Origin of the sequence: Streptomyces sp. KM273126 (genome assembly GCF_004337435.2) — a bacterium.
GTDB lineage: Bacteria > Actinomycetota > Actinomycetes > Streptomycetales > Streptomycetaceae > Streptomyces > Streptomyces acidicola.
The window spans coordinates 7204669-7227106 of the sequence record NZ_SJXB02000001.1; the positions used below are offsets into that span (position 1 = coordinate 7204669).

12 protein-coding genes and 1 pseudogene are annotated in these 22438 nt (G+C 68.6%); 5 read left to right on the top strand and 8 right to left on the bottom strand.

The window, feature by feature from the left end:
- From E0500_RS30490 to E0500_RS30520, 6 genes and pseudogenes are all read right to left on the bottom strand, one after another.
- Window positions 1-828, bottom strand: coding sequence for a helicase associated domain-containing protein (locus E0500_RS30490; protein ID WP_165935171.1), 828 nt, complete (start codon window positions 826-828; stop codon window positions 1-3).
- Window positions 818-1909: a TniQ family protein gene (locus tag E0500_RS30495; RefSeq protein ID WP_131569420.1), complete on the bottom strand. Its 1092-nt coding sequence runs from the start codon at window positions 1907-1909 to the stop codon at window positions 818-820. The genes E0500_RS30490 and E0500_RS30495 overlap by 11 nt, the downstream gene beginning before the upstream one ends.
- A 1063-nt stretch (window positions 1910-2972) precedes the next feature.
- The gene (locus E0500_RS30500) at window positions 2973-3686 is read right to left on the bottom strand and encodes a TniQ family protein (RefSeq protein WP_309505198.1); all 714 of its coding nucleotides are present in this window, start codon (window positions 3684-3686) and stop codon (window positions 2973-2975) included.
- On the bottom strand, window positions 3683-4714 hold the full coding sequence (locus E0500_RS30505; RefSeq protein WP_131565941.1) for a TniB family NTP-binding protein: 1032 nt from the start codon (window positions 4712-4714) through the stop codon (window positions 3683-3685). Before E0500_RS30505 ends, E0500_RS30500 begins: the two co-directional genes overlap by 4 nt.
- 90 nt (window positions 4715-4804) lie before the next feature.
- Window positions 4805-7330: a Helicase associated domain protein gene (locus E0500_RS45590; RefSeq protein WP_399120281.1), complete on the bottom strand. Its 2526-nt coding sequence runs from the start codon at window positions 7328-7330 to the stop codon at window positions 4805-4807.
- Window positions 7331-7399: 69 nt separating this feature from the next.
- Window positions 7400-8599: pseudogene (locus E0500_RS30520) on the bottom strand (helicase associated domain-containing protein); the annotation flags it as partial.
- A 190-nt stretch (window positions 8600-8789) separates the two neighbouring features.
- On the opposite strand from E0500_RS30520, the gene E0500_RS44430 reads away from it, so the two are divergent.
- From E0500_RS44430 to E0500_RS30540, 4 genes are all read left to right on the top strand, one after another.
- Window positions 8790-13211, top strand: a complete 4422-nt coding sequence (locus E0500_RS44430) for a hypothetical protein (RefSeq protein WP_258573030.1) — start codon at window positions 8790-8792, stop codon at window positions 13209-13211.
- A gap of 185 nt (window positions 13212-13396) precedes the next feature.
- Window positions 13397-14515: a tyrosine-type recombinase/integrase gene (locus E0500_RS30530; RefSeq protein WP_309505199.1), complete on the top strand. Its 1119-nt coding sequence runs from the start codon at window positions 13397-13399 to the stop codon at window positions 14513-14515.
- Complete coding sequence (locus E0500_RS30535) at window positions 14512-17013, top strand: site-specific integrase (protein WP_309505200.1); 2502 nt, start codon at window positions 14512-14514, stop codon at window positions 17011-17013. The genes E0500_RS30530 and E0500_RS30535 overlap by 4 nt, the downstream gene beginning before the upstream one ends.
- Complete coding sequence (locus tag E0500_RS30540) at window positions 17010-17570, top strand: DUF6262 family protein (protein WP_181587197.1); 561 nt, start codon at window positions 17010-17012, stop codon at window positions 17568-17570. The genes E0500_RS30535 and E0500_RS30540 overlap by 4 nt, the downstream gene beginning before the upstream one ends.
- A gap of 57 nt (window positions 17571-17627) precedes the next feature.
- Here E0500_RS30540 and E0500_RS30545 read toward each other — a convergent pair whose 3' ends face one another.
- Window positions 17628-20267, bottom strand: a complete 2640-nt coding sequence (locus E0500_RS30545) for a DEAD/DEAH box helicase (RefSeq protein ID WP_131565938.1) — start codon at window positions 20265-20267, stop codon at window positions 17628-17630.
- Window positions 20264-21202 (bottom strand): hypothetical protein, encoded by a 939-nt coding sequence (locus tag E0500_RS30550; RefSeq protein WP_258573031.1) that lies wholly within the window; start codon window positions 21200-21202, stop codon window positions 20264-20266. Before E0500_RS30550 ends, E0500_RS30545 begins: the two co-directional genes overlap by 4 nt.
- Before the next feature lie 92 nt (window positions 21203-21294).
- Between E0500_RS30550 and E0500_RS30555 the strand changes: the two genes are divergently transcribed.
- Window positions 21295-21819 carry a hypothetical protein gene (locus tag E0500_RS30555; protein WP_309505201.1) on the top strand — a complete coding sequence of 175 codons (525 nt, stop codon included), beginning with the start codon at window positions 21295-21297 and terminating at the stop codon, window positions 21817-21819.
- Window positions 21820-22438: the final 619 nt, after the last annotated feature.

The following is a 22438-nucleotide window of genomic DNA, read 5'->3' on the forward strand; positions in this document are numbered from 1 at the left end:
CTAATCGGGGTCCAGACGCCGATAAGCGGCACACTGTCGCGACAGCCACAGGGCGAGATCTGCTTCGGCCCCGGGAAATCCGTCCCTCACGTCGAGCCCGCCTCCGCTCTCCACCAGTCGCCGGGCCTGTGCGTAGGAGCGCTGCCAGGCCAGCGTCCAGGGTGGGTTCCACCAGGGATCGATGGCGTCGAGTGCGCGGGAGCGCTCCGTGGGCTCCGGGCTCTGGCGCGCTCTGCGGCGCCGGCGTGCGAGCCACGATCCCAGCGGATACCCCTGGAACATTGTGTCCGCGGCGGCCAGACAACCGTGCTCGGCGGCATAGGACCTGGCGTGCGTCAGCCCCGTCTCGAAGCTGGCCTGGATGCTGATCCGCCGTGGCAGAGCGGCGCGCGCCGCCTCGGCCGTGATGCCGATGTCCGCCAGCAGACGATGCTGTTCAGGATGGAGAGTGCTGTAGCGGGTGCACTGCAGATACAGCCACTCGCCGTTGAGTATCTGCGTACCGGGGAATCCCGCGGCTGCTTCGGGCGGACCGGCAACCGCGGCGTGATCGCGCGCCCGGTAGTACGAGCGTTGCCACTGCACCGACCAGGGGACGTTCCACCATGGGTCCAAGGCGGCCAGCGCCTGTGCACGGTCCGGCGCCATCGCCCATGCCCTGGCCTGGACGTTGCCCAGCCATTCCCCAAGCCGATAGGAATCGACCGCGTGGTCCTTCGGGACAGCGAGATTGCCGTGTTTGTGCACGTAGCGGCGGGCATGTGCCAGGCCAGTCGCGAAGGCTTCGTCCGCCTGCCGACTGTGTCCGCGCCGCCGCTTACTCTCCACGCGCTGGCCGCCGGTCCCTACACGTGCCCGTACTGCGAACTCGTCCACCAGAGGGCGCTGGCGGTGGGCCGGAGCCACCATCCACATCTCCTGGCCCGTTTGTCCCGCCCTGCGCCCGCACGCACTGATACGCCCACGCGAAGAGGGGGCCCGACGTCTCCTGCGCCAGCTGTTCCACGTACCAGGGCCGCCGCATACAGCCCGCAACAGCCGTCAAGAGCGTCGGCAGATCAGCCAGGCGAAAGGGAACATGGCTCTGTGCCTCGGCCACCAGACGGCGCCGGAAGTCGTCACCGGCCAGCAGCGTGGCCAGGGCAACGGTCTCCGGATAGGTCACCAGCTCCCGCGCCACGACCTGCCACGCGTCCTGGTCCAAGCCGTCGCTGTCCAGGCTCCGTAGCCGCGCTGGCCACACATGCTCCCGCGCCCACGTCTGCCACCACCACGACGCGGTCACTGCCTGCGCCACCTCGAAAGCATCCGCTGCCCGCGCGGAACGGCGCAGCAGCCTCACGTGATGGTGCCGGGCTTCCAGCATCTGCTCGCTCCCGGCCAGGTTCACCACTCGGCCGACCGCGCCCGGGATCTGCATAAGCCACCGGCGATGAGGCAGGCACACCCGCTGCTCAGGGCCCAGATACAGGCGGGCAGCCTCCTGCCTTCCGGTACGCCGCGCCGTGCATGCAGGGCAGGCTGGTCCCCACCGCCGCACCTTCTCCGCGGTGTGGTGAAACTGCGCTGCCGGCCCCGTGGCGAACCGCCGACGAGGCTCCTCCTGCGCCCAGGCGGGCAGCGCCCGCAGCAGGTGACGTTGCGGGACGCGGCACAGCTGCGCTACCCGGTCCCGTGCTTCCTGGTCCAGATAGATCTCACTGTCCGGCCGCGCCCTGCCCATCACGTTCGGCAGTCCACCCACGTCGACGATCGCCGCCAGCAGGTCCCTGAACGCCATGCCGTAGCGTGCCGCCAGCCGGATCAGGAACGACTGCGTCATTTCCCCCTGCAGCGGCCCCACGCGCAGCACACCGCTCGGCGGCATGATCGGTCCAGCCGCTGCCAGCTTCCGAGTCTCGCCGCTCATTCCGCCCCCGTCCGTCAGCCCTGGTCCTCGTAACCACCTGCGGACTCCACCTGGTTAGGGCCCCAACCTTGAGCGGCCTGGGCACCCCGCAAACACAAGGCAGTCATGCCCACTCAACCCCCAGCTCCGCGAGGGCAGCTGTCGCCGTTCGTTCTTTTTGATCGGTGTCTGGGGTGTTGAGCTGGGTTGATCAGTTGGCTGGTTGGGGCTGGCGGTGTGCTGTGTGCTGGCGAGGGGCTTGATGTTGCTTGCGGGCTGGAGCCGGGCAGGTCTGTGGGCTGCGGTGTTCTCGCTTCGGGGCGTTGGTGTGGCTGTTGGTCAGTTTGTTTGGTTGCTCGGTCAGGTTCGTTGGATGGCTGTTGTAGCGGTACAGGGGTGTGGGTCCGTGGATGCGGAGGGTGGTCAGGAGGTGTTGTTGGTGGGGGTGGAGCTGCTCCCATGCTCGTTGCTGGGTGCGGATCCACTTTGTGGTGTTGTTGGGGAAGGACTGACCAGCGCTGTGGTAGGCGTGGGCTTGGTGCCAGCTGTGGTTCCAGTTGGCCCGCCAGGGTGGGTTCCACCACGGGTCGAGGGCAGTGAGTTCTGCCTCGTGCGGCCAGGGGCTCCTGTGGCGTAGCTGACGTGTCTGCTTATTGATCTTGGTTGTGACCTGCTGTTGCTCAGCTGTATTGAGTGGCGGCTCTGTTCCGTGGGTGAGGTCTACGCGAAGCCGAGTGTCCGGCGCCGGAGGATATGTGGGCTGAGCTGGCTGTTTGTGGTGCGCAGTGAGCTGAGTGAGGTGGCGGTTTTTGTGCAGGGAAAATGGTGCGCCTATAGGTATGGCGAGTTGTAGGCCGATGGGCTGGGGCCAGGGCAGCGTCGGAGCGATGAGTCTTTCAGCGGGTGGCCAGGCGTTGCCGGAGCAGGTCGTGGTTGGCGGGTGCGAGGCGGGGCAGTTGGAGGCGGCTGGTGAGTTGGTGGAGGAAGACGGTCTGCTGGGTGCGTGTCAGGGGGTGTGGGGGCAGGCGGTCGAGGGCTGTGGCGAGGGTGAGGGTCTCGGGGTAGGTGATCAGGTTCCGGCAGGTCAGGGCGGGGAGGCCGGGTGCAGGGGTATGTGGGGGTTGGCGGCGGTGAGTCGGTGTAGGCGTGTGTGCCAGCGTTCGTGCAGGTGCTGATGGTGGTCGTACCACCGCGTGGTGATCGTCGATGCCCAGCTCAGGGAGGACGCCGTTGGTGGGCGGCGGGTGGTGAGGCGGGCGTGGGTGAGTTCGGGGAGTGAGCGGGTGTCGAGGGGCGTGGGGTGCCTGGGGTCGCTTGAGGCTTGCTGGTGGCGGGTGCAGATGATGGCCCGGGGCAGGTCCGGTGCCGGGTGGATCCACGCGGGGACGGCTTTGTGCGGGCTGCGGTGAGCGGTGCAGGCGGTGCACGCCGGCAGTGGCTGCATCGCGGGCTGGACGGGCTGCCAGCGGGTGATGGCGGCGTGGGCTGTGCCGATGGCGGCGGGCGGGGGCTGGCGGGGCAGGGCGCGGGCGAGGTGTGCGGGTGGGATGCGGGTGAAGTCGGACAGGCGGCGGGTGGCTTCGTTGCTGAGGTGGATTTCGGTGGTGGGCGGGGCCGCCCAGGTGCCGGTGGCGGTGATGTGCAGGCCGTCGAGGAGCTGGGCGGCACTCAGGTGGTAGGCGGCGGCGAGGCGGGCGAGGTAGGAGGCGGTGGCCTCGCGGGGCAGCGGCCGTACGCGCAGTGCGCCGGGCGGGGCGGGCCACAGGGTGCCGGCTCGTAGTGCGGTGTGGGCGGTCACCGGCTGCCGGGCCGGGCGCGGCGTCCGGGGGTGCGGGGCCGGTAGTGCTCCTCGGCGAGGTGGTCCAGCGCGAGGGAGTCCAGCAGCGTCTTGGTGATGCGTTCGCTGCTGTCCAGGATGGCTTCGATGGCGGCCTGGCGGATCAGCCGGGCCAGGCTGCCGATCCGTCCGGCGGTCCGCTCGTGCAGGTACGGCGCCAGCCTGGGCAGGGTGCCCGGCCGGTGCGCGGTCAGGTCGAGGGCCTGCTCCAGAGCGGCGATCAGCTCCCGGAACGGCTCCCGGTCGCCTTCGCGGGCGGGCAGCGCCCCGCAGTCGATCAAGGAGGCGCGTCCGGCCAGCTGCGCCCCGCGCACCCCGGTGAACACGGCGCTGGCGGTGACGTCGATGCCCGCGTAGACGAACGTCGCGGGCACGCGTTCGGTGAGGTCTTTGAGCCAGTCGGCGGCCTCCGCGCCGCTGGAGGTGCGCGGGTTGAGCCGGTGGATCTCGTCGATCAGCACCAGCTTGACCCCGGCCGCGGTGTAGGTGTGGCAGACGGCTGTGGTGATCTGCGCGGTGGTCATGCGTGTGGTGACGGGGATGCCGAGGTAGCGGGCGAACTCCCCGGCCAGCGTCTTGGCCGTGGCGCCCGGCGGCACGAGCACATACGCGACGGGCACGCTGTCGTCGCCGGGGTGGGCGCGGCGGGTGTGGGCCAGGTAGCAGGTCCGGCCGACCTCGAGCAGAGCGGTCGTTTTGCCGGCGGTGGCCGGGCCGGTGACGATCAGGGACGGACGTGCGGTGACGCTCTGGTGGCGGCCGAGGATCATCAAGGTGCGCACACTGCGCGAAAGGTTCTCGATGGCCGGGGTGCGCACGGTGACGAACTGCGAGTGGTAGGCCAGGCGTTCCTCCAACGAGCGGGGTGCCTGGCCCGGCTGCGGCGGCGTGGGCGGTGCGGTGGCGGCGAACCGGGCGAAGGCGCCGAAGGTGGTGACTGCCTGTGCGGACGTCTCCTCGACAGGGGGCGTGGTGTCGGGGCTGGTCACCAGTGCTCGGCCTCCTCGAAGGCGTCATACAGCGCGAATCGGGCCGGCGGCGGCGGGGGCTCTTCACCACCAGCTTGGCTGTCGTCACCGTCATGGGTGCGGGCGTCGACAGCGGCGAGACTGTCCTCGGCGTCCTCGACGGGATGCTGAGCCGGCAGTGTCCCCGACGGGGTGGCAGCCGCCGGGCTGCCGGGCAGGGGGCGGCTGCGGCGCAGGACCTGGTCGGCGGCCTCCGCGAGGGCGGCTTCGTGCGCCTCGCGGTCCCCGCGCCGGTTGAGGGCTGCGCGGATGTGGCGCCAGGTGGTCTCGCTCATCGGGGCGTGGACGTGGTCGCGGTGGATCCACGGGATCTCGTGCAGCTGCCCGTCGGGCAGCCGGATATAGATCTGGCGTACGTCGTGCGGGTTGAGGTGGACTTCCCACTTGCCGCCCGCGCCGGTGGGTGAGGGCCGTCCGCGGTGCTCGTTCAGCAGAGTGTGGTCGTAGGTGCGGTGGTTGATGCGGATGCCGCGGCCGGTGACGGGATGCCAGCGCACCGGCAGCAGTTCCACGTAGTCGGCTCCGGTCAGAGGCAGCGGCACGTATCCGCACGCGCCCAGGAGCGCGCCCCACATCTCGTTCGGGGCCGGCGCCTTCTTGGGCAGGAGAGGGTGGCGCAGCCCGTCGTGGGGGCGGTGCTGCCAGCATGCGGTGATCCATTCGTCCAGCAGCTCCTGCAACTGGGCCACGGTGAACCGGGCTTCGTCCTGAACTGCCTCGCCGCGCGCGAGGACGTGGGGGCCGGTGTAGCCGGCGACGTGCTGCGCGAAGAGCGTGTTGATGCTGCCGAAGGTCCGCTCGACGGAGCCCTTGGGAGCGCTCGGTGGGCCTTGCAGCCCGGTGCGCCTTGCTGCGCTGGGCCCCCAGCCAGGCCCCCAGCGGATACCCCTCGTGCACCGCCCTCTTACCGGAGACCGCCAGGTGGCCGTGCTCGGTGGCATAGGCCCGGGCGTGCGCTAACCCTGTTTCGAAACGTGCCCGCATGCTGGCCCGCCGCGGTCGAGCGGTACGGGCTGCTTCGGCCGTGACGCCGATGTCCGCCAGCAGACGCTGCTGCTCAAGGTGGAGAGCGTCGTACTGGGTGCACTGCAGATACAGCCACTCACCATTCAGCACGGCAGTCCCGGCAAACCCTGCGGCTGCATCCGGCGGACCGTCCACGGCGGCGTGATCGCGCGCCCGGTAGTACGAGCGCTGCCACTGCACCGACCAGGGGACGTTCCACCACGGGTCCAAAACCGTCAGCGCCCGGACACGATCCGGCGACAGCGCCCAGGCCCTGGTCTGCACATTGTGCAGCCATTCCCCAAGCCGGAAGGACCCCACCATGGTGTCCTTCTGGACAGCAAGGTTCCCGTGTTCGCGCACGTACTGGCCCGCGTGCGCCAGGCCGGCCGTGAAGGACTCATCCGACTGCCGGTTAAGCCCCCGCAGTCTCTTGCCCTCCACCTTCTGCTCGCCGGCCCCGGCGGAAATCCGCGTGGCGAGCTCGTCAACGAGCGGGCGCAAACGGTGCGCCGGAGCGACCGCCCACATCGCCTGCTCTCCGTGCCGGGTGCGACGCGGCGGCCGCACGCACTGATACGCCCACGCGAACAAAGGCCCTGACGTCTCATCCGCCAGCTGCTCCCCGTACCAGGGGCGCCCCACGCAGCGCTCAACCGCCGAAAGCAGCACCGGCAGATCAGCCAGCCGAAACGGCACATGTCCCCGGGCGTCGGCTATCAGGCACTGCCGGAACCCGTCATCGGCCAGCAGCGTGGCGAGCGCAACCGTCTCCGGGTACGTCACCAGCTCCCGCGCCAGGACCCGCCACACCTCCGTATCCATCCGTCCGCTGCCCAAGCTCCGCAGCCGAGAAGGCCACACGTGTTCCCGCGGCCACGCCTGCCACCACCACGAGGCAGTCACCGCTGCAGCCACCTCGAACGCCTCCGCAGCCACCGAGGAATGACGCAGCAACCTCGCGTGACGACGATGGGCCTGCACCCACTGCTCGCCCCCCGCCGGCAACCTCACCACCCGGCCGGCCGTGCCCGGCACCTGCATCAGCCACCGACGGTGCAGCGCGCATACCCGCTGATGCGGCTTTAGGTACAAGCGCGCGCCCTCGACGCGCCCGGCTGATCGCGCTGCGCACTCAGGACACGCCGGCCCCCAGGGCACAACCTTCTCCGCAGTGTGATGAAACTGCGCTGCTGGGCCTGCGGCGAACCGCTTTCGAGGCTCCTCCTGTGCCCAGGCAGGCAGTGCCTGTCGCAAATGATGCTCCGGAACTCGGCACAGCTGGGACACCCGATCCCGAGCCTGCCGGTTCAGATACACCTCACTGTCCAGCCGGGTCTGGCCCGTGACGTTCGACAGCCCGCCCACCTCAGCGATTGCCGCCAGCAGATCCCTGAGCCTTACGCCATAGCGCGCAGCCACCCGGCTCAGAAACGACTGCGTCATCTCACCCCGCAGCGGTGCCATGCGCCACACCCCACCTGCCAGGGGCATCGATCCTGCCCCTAACGGCGCCAGCTTCCGATTCCTGCCGCCCATGCCCTGTCCGGTCTGTTGATCTGCAACTCCCATAACCGTCAGTCGGCCTCACTCGTTATGGGTCACCAGCCACGGCTTGGCGGAGAAGTAAACTCGGGCCTCCTACGCCCACTTCATGCCCAGTTTGCGTAGTGCGTCCAGCTGCTCCGCCGTGAGCTTGTCCCGCCTCGTCCGGGTGTTCGAAGTCCATACGCCCAGCTTCACGACCACCGGCTCTGCCTCGCTGTCGACCGCGACTTCTTCGCTGTGACCCCTTGGCACCGGCCGGTCTGAGCCTTCCCGCTCTACCCACTGCGCGAGGGCCGCCAGGCCCCGCTGGAACGCTTGCTCCGCCTTGCTCGGACCTTTCGACCCTCGCTTGGCCGCCGGGGCGGGAGTCGGGGCCTCAAGTGGCTGCACGCCCAGCTGGGACAGCCGCTGCTGCTGTTCGGTGGACAGCTGCGCCCAGGTGCCCGGTTGTTTCTGCCGCTCCAGCCATTTGCCGAGGTCGTCGCCCTCGAAGAGCACGCCCGGGTGAATGGCTGGTAGTACGCCGTCGGCGTCGACCAAGTCCGCGAGCACGCGGTAGTGGCGTTGCCAGTCGAGTGGCCAGGGGGAGTTCCAGTCGGGGTCGATGGCCGCCAGTTGCTTCGCGCGGACGGTGGCGCGCTCGGGGTCTTTGCCGAGGCCGCCTGTGCGGCGGAGGTTGGCCATGTGCTGCCCGATGGGCATCATCGCGTCGCCCTCGCCCCACACGGCGTCCTGCCTGGGTGCGAGGTGCCCGGTGGCGTGCCGGTAGGAGCGGAGCGCGGCGAGTTTGGTTTCCCACGCCTCTTCGCCCGGTTCCCAGACCATCCCGGCCTCCGGCAAGTCGAGCAGCTCTTTGCGCCGCGGCTCCAGTTCACCCGCCCGCAACGCCTTCCGCTGCTGGTGCACCCACCTCCCAAGCGGAAACGCCTTCGTCGTGCCAACCCCGGTCTCGACGTCGTAGGGAACGGCATACAGGTCGGTGATCTCGTTCTCCTTCCGCCAGCAGAGCAGGGCCTGGTAGCCCTCCAGCCACACCAGGCTCTCCGGCCGGTAGACCCGCGTGCGCAGGAAGGCCGCGATGGTCGCCGCGTCCCGGGGAGAGGAGAAGTGCAGCAGCGCCGACTCGACCGCACCGTCGGTGTCGTCCTGCTCCTGGTCCTCGCCGACCTTGCCACCGGCCCCGACGATCCGCCCGTCCTCATCGCGCCGGAGATGCACCTTGCGCTGCCCGCTGGTGAGGGCCCGGGATGCGAGCTGCTCCACGAGTCGTTCATCATGCGAGCGCAGGCCCTTTATCTCAGGGAGGGCTGGTCGGCAGGCATGTTTGTTGTGGTGTGGCCTGCTGGAGTCTGCAGTTGTAGTAGATCATGATTCGGGTTCTGTTGTGCTGGTCTGCGTGGTTGTCAGTGGGTGGGAGTAGGGTCGCGTGGCGCGGTTCCCGAAGGGTGGGAGCCGATGTGATTTCTCGGGGGAGTGAGGCTGGGTGGGGCTGGCCGGTGGGGCTGCGGATAAGGCGGGTAACCGGTACGAGGACTGGTGGACCGCGCTGAGGGTGGCTGAGTTGCTGCGGGGGCGGGCGTCGCGGATTCGCCTGGAACCGCCGGGGCCGACGGGCGCCGGGATCGAGTTCGAGCTCGAGGCGGACGACGGCACATGGTGCGAGCAGGTGAAGGATGTTCCCTCGAAGGGGCCGTGGACCCTAGATGCTGCAGGGAAGATCCTCAAGGCGGTCATGGGGCATCTTGCGGAGGGCAAGAAGGTGCGCCTCGTGCTGTCCACGGGGGCTCCTGAACTGCATGATCTTGCCAAGCGTGCCCGGGCCGCCGAAACTCTCGCCGAGTTCGAGGGCATCATCACCAAGGCCCAGCTTCCTCAGTTCGTACAGGTACTCGGGAACTGGTCCGTGAACGGGGTGCCGGTCGATCGGGAGGGCGGCTGGCGGTATCTGCAGGCCGTGCACGTGGAGCACATCCCACCGGAGGCACTGCGCCGCCTGGTGGTCTCCGAGTATGAGCTGCTGTTCGTCGGCGATCCGGAAGTGATCGTCAGGCAGCTGAGCGGCTATCTCGACGAGCACCTGCACCAGCGCCTCACCGGCTCGCAGATCCGCAGCCACCTTTTGACCGTGCCGGGAGTACGCTCGCGGCTGCTGGCCGGTGACGCCGGAACGCTCACGGCGCTGGCCGGGGCCGTTGAGCGCTTTGTGCGGCGTGTGCGGCGGGACAGGCCCGTGTTCGGGATGGCCGCTCGCCCGCACGCGGAGCAGCTGTACGAGCACCTGATAGCTGAGGACGGCCCGCAGATCGTGGTCTGCGAGGGCGGCGCTGGCCTGGGTAAGTCAGCGGTCGTCACCGACGTCCTGGTCCGGCTGACCGAGCAGGGATGGCCGACGGCCGCGGTCCGGATGGATGGCGCCGACGCGAGCGTGCAGACGGCCAGGGACCTGGGGACCAGGATGACCCTGCCGGACTCACCGGCGGTGCTGCTGGCTGGGGTCGCGGACGAAGCGCCGGCGCTGTTGGTGATTGACCAGCTGGATGCGGTCAGCACCTACAACGGCAGGATGTCCGACGCTTACGAGGCTGTGGAGGACGTACTCGCGCAGCTGGTCATCGCCCCGAACGTCAAGGTGATCCTGGTAGCCCGCACCGTCGACATCGACAATGACCGGAGGTTGACCAGGCTGGTCGCCGACCGCGCCCGGACAGTCCGGTTCCCCCTCAGCGTTCTGGACCTGGAACAGGTGAGGGCTGTCCTGTCCGCCAGCGGCACGGATCCCGACGGCTTGGGGCCGGTGACGCTGGAGCTGTTGCGGACTCCGTTGCACCTGTCGATCTTCAGCCGCCTGTCGCCCTCCGCACGCGCCGCTTCCTACCGGACCTTGCAGGAGCTGTACGCGCGCTACACCGATGAACGGCGCGAGGAGATCGAGCGACAGGTCACCGCGCTGGACTGGCGGGGTATCACGGGCACGCTGTGCGCGTCCATGAGCGAGCGTGAGACGCTCCAGGCGCCTATGGCTCTCCTCGATGGTTTCGCCCGCCAGCACATCAAGGTGCTCGAGTCGCACGGTGTGCTGGTGCGTGACGGGGAACAGATCGGGTTCTTCCACGAGACGTACTTCGATTTCCTCTTCGCCCGGTCCTTCATCTCCGCCGGAGAGGACATCCACGATTTTCTGGCCAGTTCAGGTCAGTATCTGTTCCGTCGCGCTCAGACCCGGCAGATCCTCGAACACCTTGCTGGCACGGACCCTGAACGTTTCCGCGCCACAGTGGCCCGGCTCCTGGGCTCCGACCGGATCCGCCTACATCTGCATGATGTGATCATCGCGGTCCTTGGGCAGCTCGATGCCGCTCTGCCTGACTGGAAGGCCGTCGAACCGGTCGCTTGGGGTCAGGCTCCTGTGGCGGGCAAGGTACGAGGCCTGCTCGCCCTGCCGCAGTGGTTCGACGCCGCCGACCACGATCAGAGGTGGGAACGCTGGCTGGGCGCGCCGCAGAGTGCCGATGCTGCGTTCCCTGAACTGCTGGCCGTCGCGCGCCACCGACCCGAGCGTGTTGCGGAGCTTGTGCGACCGTATGTGGGCACCACGCCACAGTGGGGACAGCGGCTTCTGCGGCTGATCGAGTGGGCGCTCACACCCGGCCTTATCGACCTGGCCGTCGACCTGATCGAGAGCGGACATGCGGACGAGGCGCGTGGACCCATCGCGGTGAACAGTGACTTCTGGTCACTCCTCTACGGCTTGGCCGAGACCGCTCCCGCTCCCGCTGCGCGTCTTGTAGGTGCCTATCTGCGGCGTCACCTTGCCCGAGCGCGCGCCGATGGCTCCGGTGACCCCTTCGAATCCGGGCACTTGCCAACGCATTCGCAGGTTGCCGACACGGTCCTCTCCCGCATCGCGGAGGCCGAACCGGAAGCCTACGTGAGCCAGGTCCTGCCCTTTGTCATCGACGTGGCTACGGCAGGCAGCACGGGGCGCACCGACGCCTACGCGCCCAGCGGCCGTTGGGCTCACCGCCTTGTGGGCGGCCACGGCGTCGACGCTGCACTGCTGACCGCCCTCGACACAGCACTGCGCTCCCTGGCTGCCAACTCCCCGGCTGCTGCTGCGGACGCCTTGCAACAACTGACTCACTCACCGGTTCAAGAGCTGCGCTTCCTCGCCTGCCGTGTCTATGCCGTCATGAACCAGGCAGACGAGGCGATCGCCTGGCTCCTGAACGATGAACGCAACCTGCGCCTGGGCTGGCTGAGCAGCGCGCGCTGGGCCTCGCGTGAACTCATCGAGGCAACCACGCCCCATTGCAGTGACGAAACGTTGGAACGTCTGACTGCGATGCTGCTCGACTTCTACCCGGCGTGGGAACACCGACGGCAGAAAGGGCAGCGCAGCGCCTGGGGCTGGAGCCAGTACGAGCTGCTGTCGGCGATCTGTCCCTCGCGCCGTAGTGCCGCGGGACGCCGCCGACTCGACGAATGGGAACGCAAGTTCTCTGACCAGGTCCCGTCGCCACCGACACCAATCCAGACGGGTTTCGTCGGCTCGCCGATCAGTGACCATGCGGCCCGGCACATGACCAATGAACAGTGGCACCGAGCCCTGAACAAGTACGCCCAGCCCCAACCCGAACGACCCTGGCCTCCTCAAGGGGGCGCTCACGAACTGGCCCAGACGCTGAGCAGCCGCGCGCAACAGGAACCCGAGCGCTTTACCAACTTCGCCTTCACGCTTGGCCCCGACGCACCGGCCGCCTACCTGTGCGCGATCGTGGAGGCGGTCACGCCTCACCTGGACGCCGACCGCTGGGAGCAGTTGGCTCTCCACACCTACCAGATCCTCGGCCCCGCCGCCGCGCCCACAATTTGCCGCGCCCTGCAGTCGGCTCCGCAGAACTTCACTGCTGCTTTGCTGCCAGCCCTCGACAGCTACACCACGGACCCCCACCCCGAGCAGGACATCCGCGACGCCGACACCCACGGAACTCGAACGGATCTGCTGACCGCCGGCATGAACGCCACCCGCGGCCAGGCAGCGCTCACCGTTGCCGCCCTGCTCTTCCACGGCAGTGAGCACCTGCACGCCTTGACGCCCCTGGTCACCCGCCTCGCCAACGACCCAGTGCTCGCTGTCCGAGTCTGCGCCGCCCAGGCCGTGCTGGCCTTGATGAAGCATGACCCTCAGATTGCGCTAGACACCGCTGAACAACTCCTGAACCACCAGGACGCCAACGTCTACAACGCCTCCACCACTCAACGGCTGCTCATCAACACCCTGGTCCGTGAATCCTCACGTTTCGCTGCCCACCTCGCCCGGGCCCTCCAAGGGCCGGGAGATACGGCCGACCTCGCCGGCCAGTCCTGGGCTGTTGCCACCATCCAGGGATGCATCACCCCGGACCTCCCGAACAGCGCGTACGAACTCAACGCCCTAGCCCGCCGTGGGGCGGCAGCAGTCTTCGCCAACAACATCGACCACTACCCGCACCTTGTCCCGTTGTTCAACGACGACGACACTGACGTGCGAAAGAACGCCTCCCAAGGCATGCGGCAGGCATTCGACCTGCTTCCTGCGCAAGCCGACGAACTAGTTAGTGCTTTCCTCGACAGCGACGCGTTCCCCGACCACCTCGAACATCTGGCCTTCGCTCTTTACGACCACACCGGCCCCCTTCCCGCCGTGGCTATTGACGCCTGCGAGCGCATCGTCCAGCACGCGGGCAAAGACCTCGGCGACCTGAGAACCCACCGAGCAGCGGACGGCCACCACCTGGTCTCGGCGGTCCTCCGCCTCTACCGCCAAAGCCCGCAGCCCGAACGGATCCGTTGCCTGGACATCATCGACAGGCTCTCGCAGGCAGGTGCCTACGGGTTGACCGCTGCCTTGGAGAACGAGCGCTGACCCCACCAACCCCTGGCTCTGGCCCCGCCGAGAGTTATCTCGGGGCGTGCCAGGGGTGAGGGATGTTTGTTCTGCCTGTCGCCTGCAGGGATGGCCTGTGAGCGTGTGCCGTACGCGGTTCTGCGGGCGGTGGTTGTGTTTGTCACGTGGATGCCGACTTTGTGGCGGAGCGTGCTGTTTCTCCGGTGACCGGTGTGGTGCGATGGGTGGTGGTGGACGCCGCCTCGTTCGACCTGCACACCGAGGCGGTGGCGTTCCTGGCGTCGTTGCGGGCGCGGGGGTGTTCGCCGAACACCGAGCGTGCCTATGCGGGGCGGGTCGCCCTGTACATGAACTACTGCCGGATGCGGCAGCTGGACTGGCGGACTCCCGGCTTCCTGGATCTGGCCAGGCTGCAGCAGTGGCTGATCGAGACCCCTGTCCAGCACCGGGCCGGCCAGGTGCGGCCGGGTCCGGCCCGCTACCGCTCCCGGGGGACGGCGAACGCGATCATGACGGTGGTGGGGGAGTTCCTGCGGTTCGATGCTGTGCACGGTTGGGTGCCGGCCGCCACGACGGCGTTGCTGTCCCAGCCGAAGTTGCTGCGCTTCACTCCGCCCGGCTTCGATACCGGCGAATCGGGCCAGCGGCGCCAGGTCGAGGCGGCCGCGTTTCGCTTCAAGGTCACCGAGCCGGGCTATGAGGACCTCAGCGGTGAGCAGATCCGCCGGATGATCGATGCGGCGCCGAGTGCCCGTGACCGTTTCTTGATCGTGCTGCTGGCGTGTACGGGGCTGCGGATCGGCGAGGCTCTGGGACTGCACCGCGGCGACATGCACCTGCTGGCTTCCTCCCGCGCTGTGGGCTGCGGCGTCGAGGGCCCGCACGTGCATGTCCGCCGCCGCACCGACAACCCTAACCAGGCTCTTGCGAAGTCCCGGCATCACCGCTTTGTGCCGGTCACCGCCGACCTCGTGGTCCTCTACACCGACTACCAGTACGAACGTGACCGGGTAGCTGAGGCGGTGGAGTCGGAGACGGTGTTCGTGAATCTGTTCCGGCCGCCGCTGGGCCGGGCGATGTCGTACCCGAACGCCAAGGAGATGTTCGACCGGCTGGCCCGCACCGTGGGGCATGTGTGCCGCCCGCACATGCTGCGCCACTCCGCGGCGACGCGCTGGCTGCGCGACGGTGTCGACCGCGATGTGGTGCAGCGGCTGCTTGGCCACATCTCCCCGCTGTCGATGGAGCAGTACCGGCACGTCGACGATGCCGAAGCACGGGCAGCCGTCGAGCACATCGACTCCTTGAGGGAGCAGCCGTGAGTGTCACCACCGCTGTTTCACGGCTGCCCGCACCACGCACCGGTGACGATCCCGACGCCGGAAGATGGGTGCCGTGGCTGCGGGACCATCTCGATCCCGCCTGGCGGACCAGTGAGTGGCGGCAAGACTGCTGGCTGTTCACCGGCAGCGTCCACGAGCCGCGCAGCTCGGTTGCGCTGTGCCGTACGGCGGCGTGCGACACCGTGGTCTCACCGGCCAACATCTTCTGCCCCTTCTGCAAGCAGGCGCAGAAACGGTCGCCGCTGACCGACGCAGAGTTCGCGCGGACCTTCGTACCGGTACGTACCCGGGTGCCCTTCGGAGGCGTGCCAGAGCAATGCAGCTTCACGAAAGACGGGCAGCGCTGCATCCGGCCCCGCCACTGCAAAGGGCTGTGCGTCATGCACCACACACAGTGGAAGACCCACACCACCCGCAAACTCACCGGCCAATGGGATGACAGGGCCGTCCCCTACACCGACATCCCTGCCTGCCCGGTTCCTGCCTGCCCACTGCCGAGCGTGCAGGCCCGTGGCCTGTGCCGGCACCACGCGCAGCGCTTCCGCGAGCACCGCCGCACTCACCCGGACGCCGCCGTGGCGCCGTGGGCGGCGCAGCAGCACCCGTATCTCGCCCCGCACCAGTTCAGCCTTCTGCCGCTGCCCGAGCCGCTGCGCTGGGAGGTCCTCTACGGCCTGCAGCAGGTGGACCCGTGGCTGCGTATCTTCGAACCCCCGCAGGTCCGCCGCATGGTGCGGGACCTGGCGGGTACAGGTCGCACGCTCGTCAGCGACATCTCGGACCAGCTGATGTGCCCGCGTTCCAGCGTTCCGGTCCTGCGGATGCTCGGCCGCGTGCGCATCGCCGTCGGGGCGGCCTACGGGCAGCACGCCGGCACCGCACCTGCACACGATGACGTTCTGGACCTGCGCGCTCTGGGCCAGCGCTCCCGCACCCCGTCAGGCATTCGCCACCCCAAGACCGTCGACCTGCGCCGCATTACGCAGCGCTGGCTGCGCGACCTGCTGCGCACCTGGACCGTCCAGCAGCGCCCCGACGCGGACGAGTTCGCCCGCACCCTGCGCGGCGTCGAGCTTGCCTCCCGGGCTCTCGCACAACGCCCGGGAACGGACGATCCCGCACGGCTGCGCTACGACGACGTCACCGCCGTGATGGACGCGTTCCGCACCGCACCCAAGCTGGATGGCGAGCCGGCCAGCTGGGGCTACCGCATGTCCTTCGCCAGCCACTTCTTTGCCCTGATCGACTACGGCCGCCGTTCCGGAACTGCGGACAACCTCTCGGCCGTCTTCGTCCGCGATCCCGCCGCCCACCGCATCCCCCAGGTAGAAGCCAACGAGGACGAGATCGGCAAGGCGATTCCCGAACCGGTGATCCGCCAGCTCGACGCCCACCTTCGCCTCCTCGGCCAGGGCCGGGCCCGCGGTCAGCGCACCCTTGACCCGGCGGACCTGCAGCTGATGTACCGAACCCTGTACATCCTGCTCAGAGATACCGGACGGCGGCCTCTGGAAGTCCTCTCTCTGCCCCGTGAGTGCCTGGAGACCCGCAACGGCCAGATCTCCCTGATCTGGCACAACCACAAGGCCCGCCGCCACCGCCGGCGTCTGCCCATCACCACGCCCACGGCCCAGGCCATCCATGACTGGAGAACCCGCCGGGAGGAACTCCAGCCCAGCCTCCCGCCCGCCGGGACCGACTACCTCTTCCCCGCCCTGACCCACCTCGCCACCCGCCCTTACCTGCACACCAGCTACCTCAGCGAGACCCTGCGCCACTGGGTCGGCTCCATCCCCCACCTGCACGCAGAAGGCACGGACGCACAGGGCAATCCGCTGCCCTTCGACCGCACCCTCATCTACGCCTACGCCTTCCGCCATTCCTACGCGCAACGCCACGCCGACGCCGGGACACCCCTCGACGTCCTGCGCGAACTGATGGACCACAAGTCGGTGAGCACCACCCAGCGCTACTACACTGTCTCCCTGAAACGAAAACGCGACGCCGTCACGAAGCTGGCCGCCCACGTCGTCGACAACCACGGCCGCCCCAGCCCCTGCTCCGAGACCGCCTACGAACTGCGCTCCGTCGCCGTCCCCTACGGCGGATGCACCGAACCCAGCAACGTCAAAGCCGGAGGCGGCTCCTGCCCCGTCCGCTTCCAGTGCGCAGGCTGCGGCTTCTACCGCCCCGACCCCTCTTACCTCCCGGCGATCGAACAGCACATCAACGAACTGCGCGCCGACCGCGAAACCGCCCAGGCCATGGACGCCGCCGAGTTCGTCATCACGGCCCTCACCGCCCAGATCACCGCATTCGAGCAGGTCACCGAACGCATGCACCGCCGCCTCGCCGCCCTCCCCGCCGCAGAGCGAGAGGAGATCGAGGAAGCCAGCACCATCCTGCGCAAAGCCCGCGCCGGCCACACCCATACCTTGCTGCCGCTCACACCTGTCTCCAGGACCGACCCGGCATGAACCCCCACGGCAACCCGCACACCCTTGCCCAGGCTCGTCGCCGCGTCAGCCTCGACAAACGTCAGCGCGTCCTGACCGCCCTCACGGCTCTGGAGCAACAGGGCAAGAGAATCACCCACGCCGCGGTCGCCCGCACAGCCGGTGTCTCAACATGGCTCACCTATGCCGAAGGCATCCGCGAGCACATTCAGGCCGCTCAGCAACGCCAGCACCCCACCGCCCCTTCGCCAGCCCACACCCGCAGCACCAGCGCCACATTGCGCACAGAACTCGAGCTTGCCAGGCAGGAGATCCGGACCCTGAGGGAAGACAGAGACCGTATGCGGCAGGCCGTCCAGCACCAGCTGGGACAGCAACTCGACGCCCTCGACACCAGGAACCTGACCGCACGCGTCGAGGAACTTGCCCGGACCAACCAACGACTCGAAGACAGCCTCCAGCAGGCCACCGACGACAACCACCAGCTCCTCGCCCGGGTGAGAAGCCTGGAAACAGATCTGGCGGCAGCACGCACCAGCCTCCGACGGATGATCCGAGAGGAGAACACAAACCGCTGAGGGCGTGTCCAGGCGCCCCGCAGGACACGCCACGCTTCAGCCCCACAGATTCTGCTGCTACGCCCACTCAACTCCGAGTTCGGCGAGTGCGGCGCGTTGGTCGTGGGTGAGCTTGTCGCGCCTTGATTTGGTGTTGGAGATCCATACGCCCAGCTTGTGCTGATGCTCCTCGCCCTCGATGACGACGCATTCGACGTGTCCCCTCGGTACTGCCTTCTGAGCGCCCTCGCGCTGGATCCACTGGGTGAGGGCTACCAGGCCGCGTTGGAAAGCTGAAGCCCTCCCGGACGCCTTCTCGCCGCCCGTGGCCGCCGGTGTGGGCTGTTCGGCGGGTGTGACGCCCAGCGCCGCCAGCCGGAGCTGCTGCTCTTCGGTGAGTTCCGCCCAGCTGTGGCGCTGCCGGCGAAGCCATTTGCCGAGGTCGTCGCCTTCGAAGAGCACTCCGGGCTGGATGTCGGGGAGGGTGCTGTCGGGTTCGTCGGCGGCGAGGTCGGTGAGGACGCGGTGGTGGCGTTGCCAGTCGAGTGGCCAGGGGCAGTTCCAGTCGGGGTCGATCGCGGTCAGCTGGGCCGCCCGCGTTGCGGCGCGTTCGGAGTTTTTGCCGAGGCCGTGGGGGCGGCGGAGGTTGGCCATGTGCTCCCCGACCGGCACCAGTGCACTGTCGGCGTTGCCCCACATGGCGTCCCGCCGGGGCGCGAGGTGGCCGTGCGCCCGCCTGTACGAGCGCAGGACCGCGAGTTTGGTCTCCCAGGCTTCGTCGCCGGGTTCCCACACCATCCCGGCCTCGTCGAGCAGCTCCTTGCGGTGGTCGTCGAGTTCACCGGCGCGGTAGGTGCGCCGCTGCTGGTGGACCCAACGCCCCAGGGGGAACGCCTTGGTGACGCCTGCCTCGGTCTCAGTGTCGTAGGGGATGGCGTGCAGGCCGGTGATCCCGTTCTCTTTCCGCCAGTGCAGCAGGGCCTGGTAGCCCTCCAGCCACACCAGCGACTCGGGCCGGTAGACCCGGGTGCGCAGGAACGCGGCGATCGTGGCGGCGTCCCGGGGAGAGGAGAAGTGCAGCAGCGCGGACTCGGCGGCGGCGTCGGTGCTGTCTTGCTCCTGGTCCTCGCCCACCTCGCCGCCGGGCCCGACGATCCGCCCGTCCTCGTCGCGCCGGATGTGCACCTTGCGCTGCCCACTGGTCAGCGCCCGGCTGGCGAGCTGTTCGACGAGGCGTTCGGAGTGTGAGCGCAGGCCTTGGAGGACGGCTACGAGGGGTGCGAACGAGGCGGAGGCGACCATGTCGGTCGGGTCTTCGCCGGGCTGGAGGAAGACGGGCACGATGATCCGCGCGATCTTGGCCGTGCCGTCGGGGTTCGGGCGCAGCGCCCGGCCGATGTTCTGGACGATCTCGACCTGGGAGCCGCGGGTGTCGGCGAAGCAGATCGCCTCCACGCCGCGCTCGCCGGTGATGTCGACGCCCTCGCCCAGGACCCGCACGCTGGCGAGGAACGCCCGGTGCACGCGTTTGTTGCCGGCGTCGATGCCGTCGGCGAACTGGCGCAGGGCCTCCCGGCGTTCAGCGACGAGGTGGTCGCCGCACAGCCACGCCGACCACACCCTCTCCGGGGGCACATGGCGGCCGGCCTCCAGCTCGTAGAACTCCGCGTCGATCGACGACTTCGGCAGGGCGTCCGCGCCGGCCAGGGCCTCCTCGGAGACCTCGGCGGCGTACAGCCGGGCTGCCGTCTGCGGCATCTTCTCCGCGAACGCGGCGGCTTCCTCGACCCGCTGGTGGAACGTCATGACCGTGCGGAGGTTGTGCCGGGCAGTGTGTTCCAGGAGGGCGGTCTGCAGTAGCGCCAGGCGCCGCCCGCGCAGCGCTTCCTCCGGCAGCCCGGGGACGGGGGAGGGGTCGCGGATCTCCAGCACGTCGATCTCGAACCCGGCGAGGATGCCTCGCTCGACGGCCTCCGACAGCCCGAGCTCGAACAGCCATTCGCCATAAGGGCCGTTGGGGTCGCTGGTCATCGTCGCGATCTCCAGTTCCTGGCCGTCCTTGCCGCGCTGCGGGCGGGGGGAGGCAAGGATGCGCGGGGTCGCGGTCAGGTAGAGCCGGAAGCCGGCCGGGATCCGGCTGTTGTCGTGGATTGCCGCCCACGGCCCTCCGAGATCACCTGCAGTTGAGTGGGCTTCGTCGACGACGGAGAGGTCGAACGGGGCCATGGTCTGCCCGTACAGCCGTTCGCCGCCCGCCAGAGCGGCCTCCAACGGCCCGCGCACCTTCGCCAGGCCCGTGACATCCTCGGGATCTTCGCGGTCCACGAGCGAGGCGTACGTGGCGAACACGACCACCGGTCCCCTGCCCGCCCACAGCGCCAGCTGGATCGCGTTCGTGGTGGTCCGCACGCCGAGCCGCCCCAGGACCTCGTCCTTCTCCAGCGAACACACCGCGACCATCGGCCCGTTGTGGCCGACTCTCCGCCACGCCTGGGCGGTCTGCACGAGCAGGTCGAGGGTGGGGACCATGACGAGGATCCGTCCGCCCCTGAAGGACTCCAGCGCCGCCCACGCGGCCGTGATCGTCTTCCCGGAGCCGGTCGCGGAGACCACCGTTCCACGGAGCCCACGAGCGGGCGCGGACGACCGTAGGGGGAATCCCGCCCACTTGCGGATCTGCGAGACGGCCTCTGCCTGGTGTTCTCGCAGACTGATCATCGCTCGTCTCCCGCCTGGCCGACGGGCTCTGGACAGTCCTGCAGCGTCGGGCTGTCGGTTGGCGGCTGCTGGAGTGGCGGGGCCTGCAGTTTGCGGCGCCGGCGGAGTTCGCGCTGCGCCTGGGCACGGGCGCACTCGCGGGTGCAGTACTTGATGCCGCTGGTGCGGTTCTGCCCGTACTCGGCGCGGCCGCGCTGGCGTACGAAGTTCCGGCGGCAGGTCTCGTTAGCGCACTCGCGGATCGTGGCGTCTTCGGCGAGGTGGTTATACAGCTGGAGAAAGACAACCGAAAGGATGCTGGGGTAGCGGTCCGTCAGGCCGCCGATGCCGATGCTGAACGGCTTGAGCGCGGCGTTCAGCTCATCTACCAGGTCGCTGATCCTCATTCCCAGGACGATCTCGCGCATATGGTCCAGGTCGCGCGGCCACACCTCGTCCCGATGCGTGTTCTCGGACTGCCACTGCGCCAGCTGTTCCTCGCATACCTCCGGCTCGATGAGCGCGTCGAGTCCGCCCTCGCGGCGCAGGGCTAGCCAGGTAGTGATGGCCGCCTGGGCCTCCGTCACGTACAGCGTGGCCAGTTCGCCATGAAGGGAGAACGTCCCGCTCCTCGGGTGTTCGCGCTCTGTGAGCTCCTTGAGCCGCTCGTACTCCTCTTCGTCCCAGCTGCCGGTGTTGATGCTGCCGCCCAGGTATCCGTAGATGCGCATCAGGGCGGCCACGGTGTCGAGATCTGCGGGGTCGAGTTCCATGAATTCACGCAGGTAGAAGTCCTCCGGCAGCGGAACGGTCGCTCCCTCGGATCGCAGATGGGGCGCCCAGACGAGCCACTCGCCGTCGGCGCGCGCCCCGGGCACGGGCCTCAACTCCGGTGCGGGCACAGGGGTTCCCGGCCAGAGCGTGGGACGAAAGCGTGGGTCAACGTATGCCGCCATGAGGTGAATCATAGCCCCAAGGGGGTAGTACGAACAATGAGCACTTCGTATCACGAATGCGGGTCGCGGAACTTACCCAAGGGGGAACAAGGGTGACGCAGTGGCAGGACCGCCTGGCGATAGGCGAAGCGCACGAACGACGGGTGGCAGCCGCCCTGCGCGCACGCGGCTGGACCGTCCACCCCTGCGGACAGGGCACTTACCCGCCCGCCGTACGCGACGCCCTGCGCCGAACCCGCTCCGCCCTGCGGCAGTTCCCCGACCTGATCGCCGCCCGCGGCGCCGACCTCGTAACCATCGACGCCAAAGACCGCATGCCCAGCACCGACACCGACCGCTACGCCATCAGCACCGACACCGCCAACGCCGGCCTCCTCTTCACCGCGGCCCACGCCCCGACCCCGCTGTACTACGTCTTCGGCGACCTGAAAGTCCTCACCCCAGCCGAGGTCGTCCACTACAACGCGCACGCCTTACGCCACCGCAGCGGCGCCTTCCACCTGGTGCGCACCGAGCAAGCCCACCATTTCGACGACGTCTTCGGATCGGTTGGCACCGCAGCCGCAGCATCCACCGCGACCCCCGTTCCCCGATGCGCCCAGTTCTGCACCCTGTGACCGCGGATCCGATCCGCATCGCGGAACCCATCAGGCGCCCGCCGAACTGGTGTATCGCCGCGTCGTTCTCCAGCGAGTACACGGCAATCACCGGCGCGCCCCCACGCGTGAGAGCCTGTACCAGGAAGCCGAGAGACGAACCGCCCGTTACGGAACCGCTCCTGTGCGATCCGGTGACTGTCATCCTGGAACCGGCGGCGGACACCATCGCTACGGTCTCTCTCGCGAAGACCGATGATCTTGCAGAGAATATTTTCCAAGCCTGAATGGAAACTGGCTTTCAGTTTATGTTTCTTTCTGGGAATTAAAGAGGATCTCTGGCTCGTTTTCGGACTGCTTCGGAATTACCGGGACAGTAGAGGGGCCTTAGCCATTACCGTTCGGCCGCCCTCTGATCGCCCATTTGCCGCCGTATGGTCCTCTACGGGGCAACACTTCGCGGCCGCGCGTCGCGATAGCCGCGCGGCCGCCGTGCTCTCGACGCCCGGCGTCTGCACCTCGAAGAGAAGCACCTCGGCCCCACAGTTCCCGCAGCCCACGGCCGAGCTGACAGCACGACAGCACGTCGTTACGACGGCACCGGACCCCGGCGCCCGCCCCGTCCCAGCGGCGAGCAAGG

What these genes read in the sequence shown, in the direction of transcription:
- E0500_RS30495 (WP_131569420.1), bottom strand. Translation starts at nt 1,909, where the DNA reads ATGAGCGGCGAGACTCGGAAGCTGGCAGCGGCTGGACCGATCATGCCG.
- E0500_RS45590 (WP_399120281.1), bottom strand. Translation starts at nt 7,330, where the DNA reads ATGGGAGTTGCAGATCAACAGACCGGACAGGGCATGGGCGGCAGGAAT.
- E0500_RS30540 (WP_181587197.1), top strand. Translation starts at nt 17,010, where the DNA reads ATGAACCCCCACGGCAACCCGCACACCCTTGCCCAGGCTCGTCGCCGC.
- E0500_RS30545 (WP_131565938.1), bottom strand. Translation starts at nt 20,267, where the DNA reads ATGATCAGTCTGCGAGAACACCAGGCAGAGGCCGTCTCGCAGATCCGC.
- E0500_RS30550 (WP_258573031.1), bottom strand. Translation starts at nt 21,202, where the DNA reads ATGGCGGCATACGTTGACCCACGCTTTCGTCCCACGCTCTGGCCGGGA.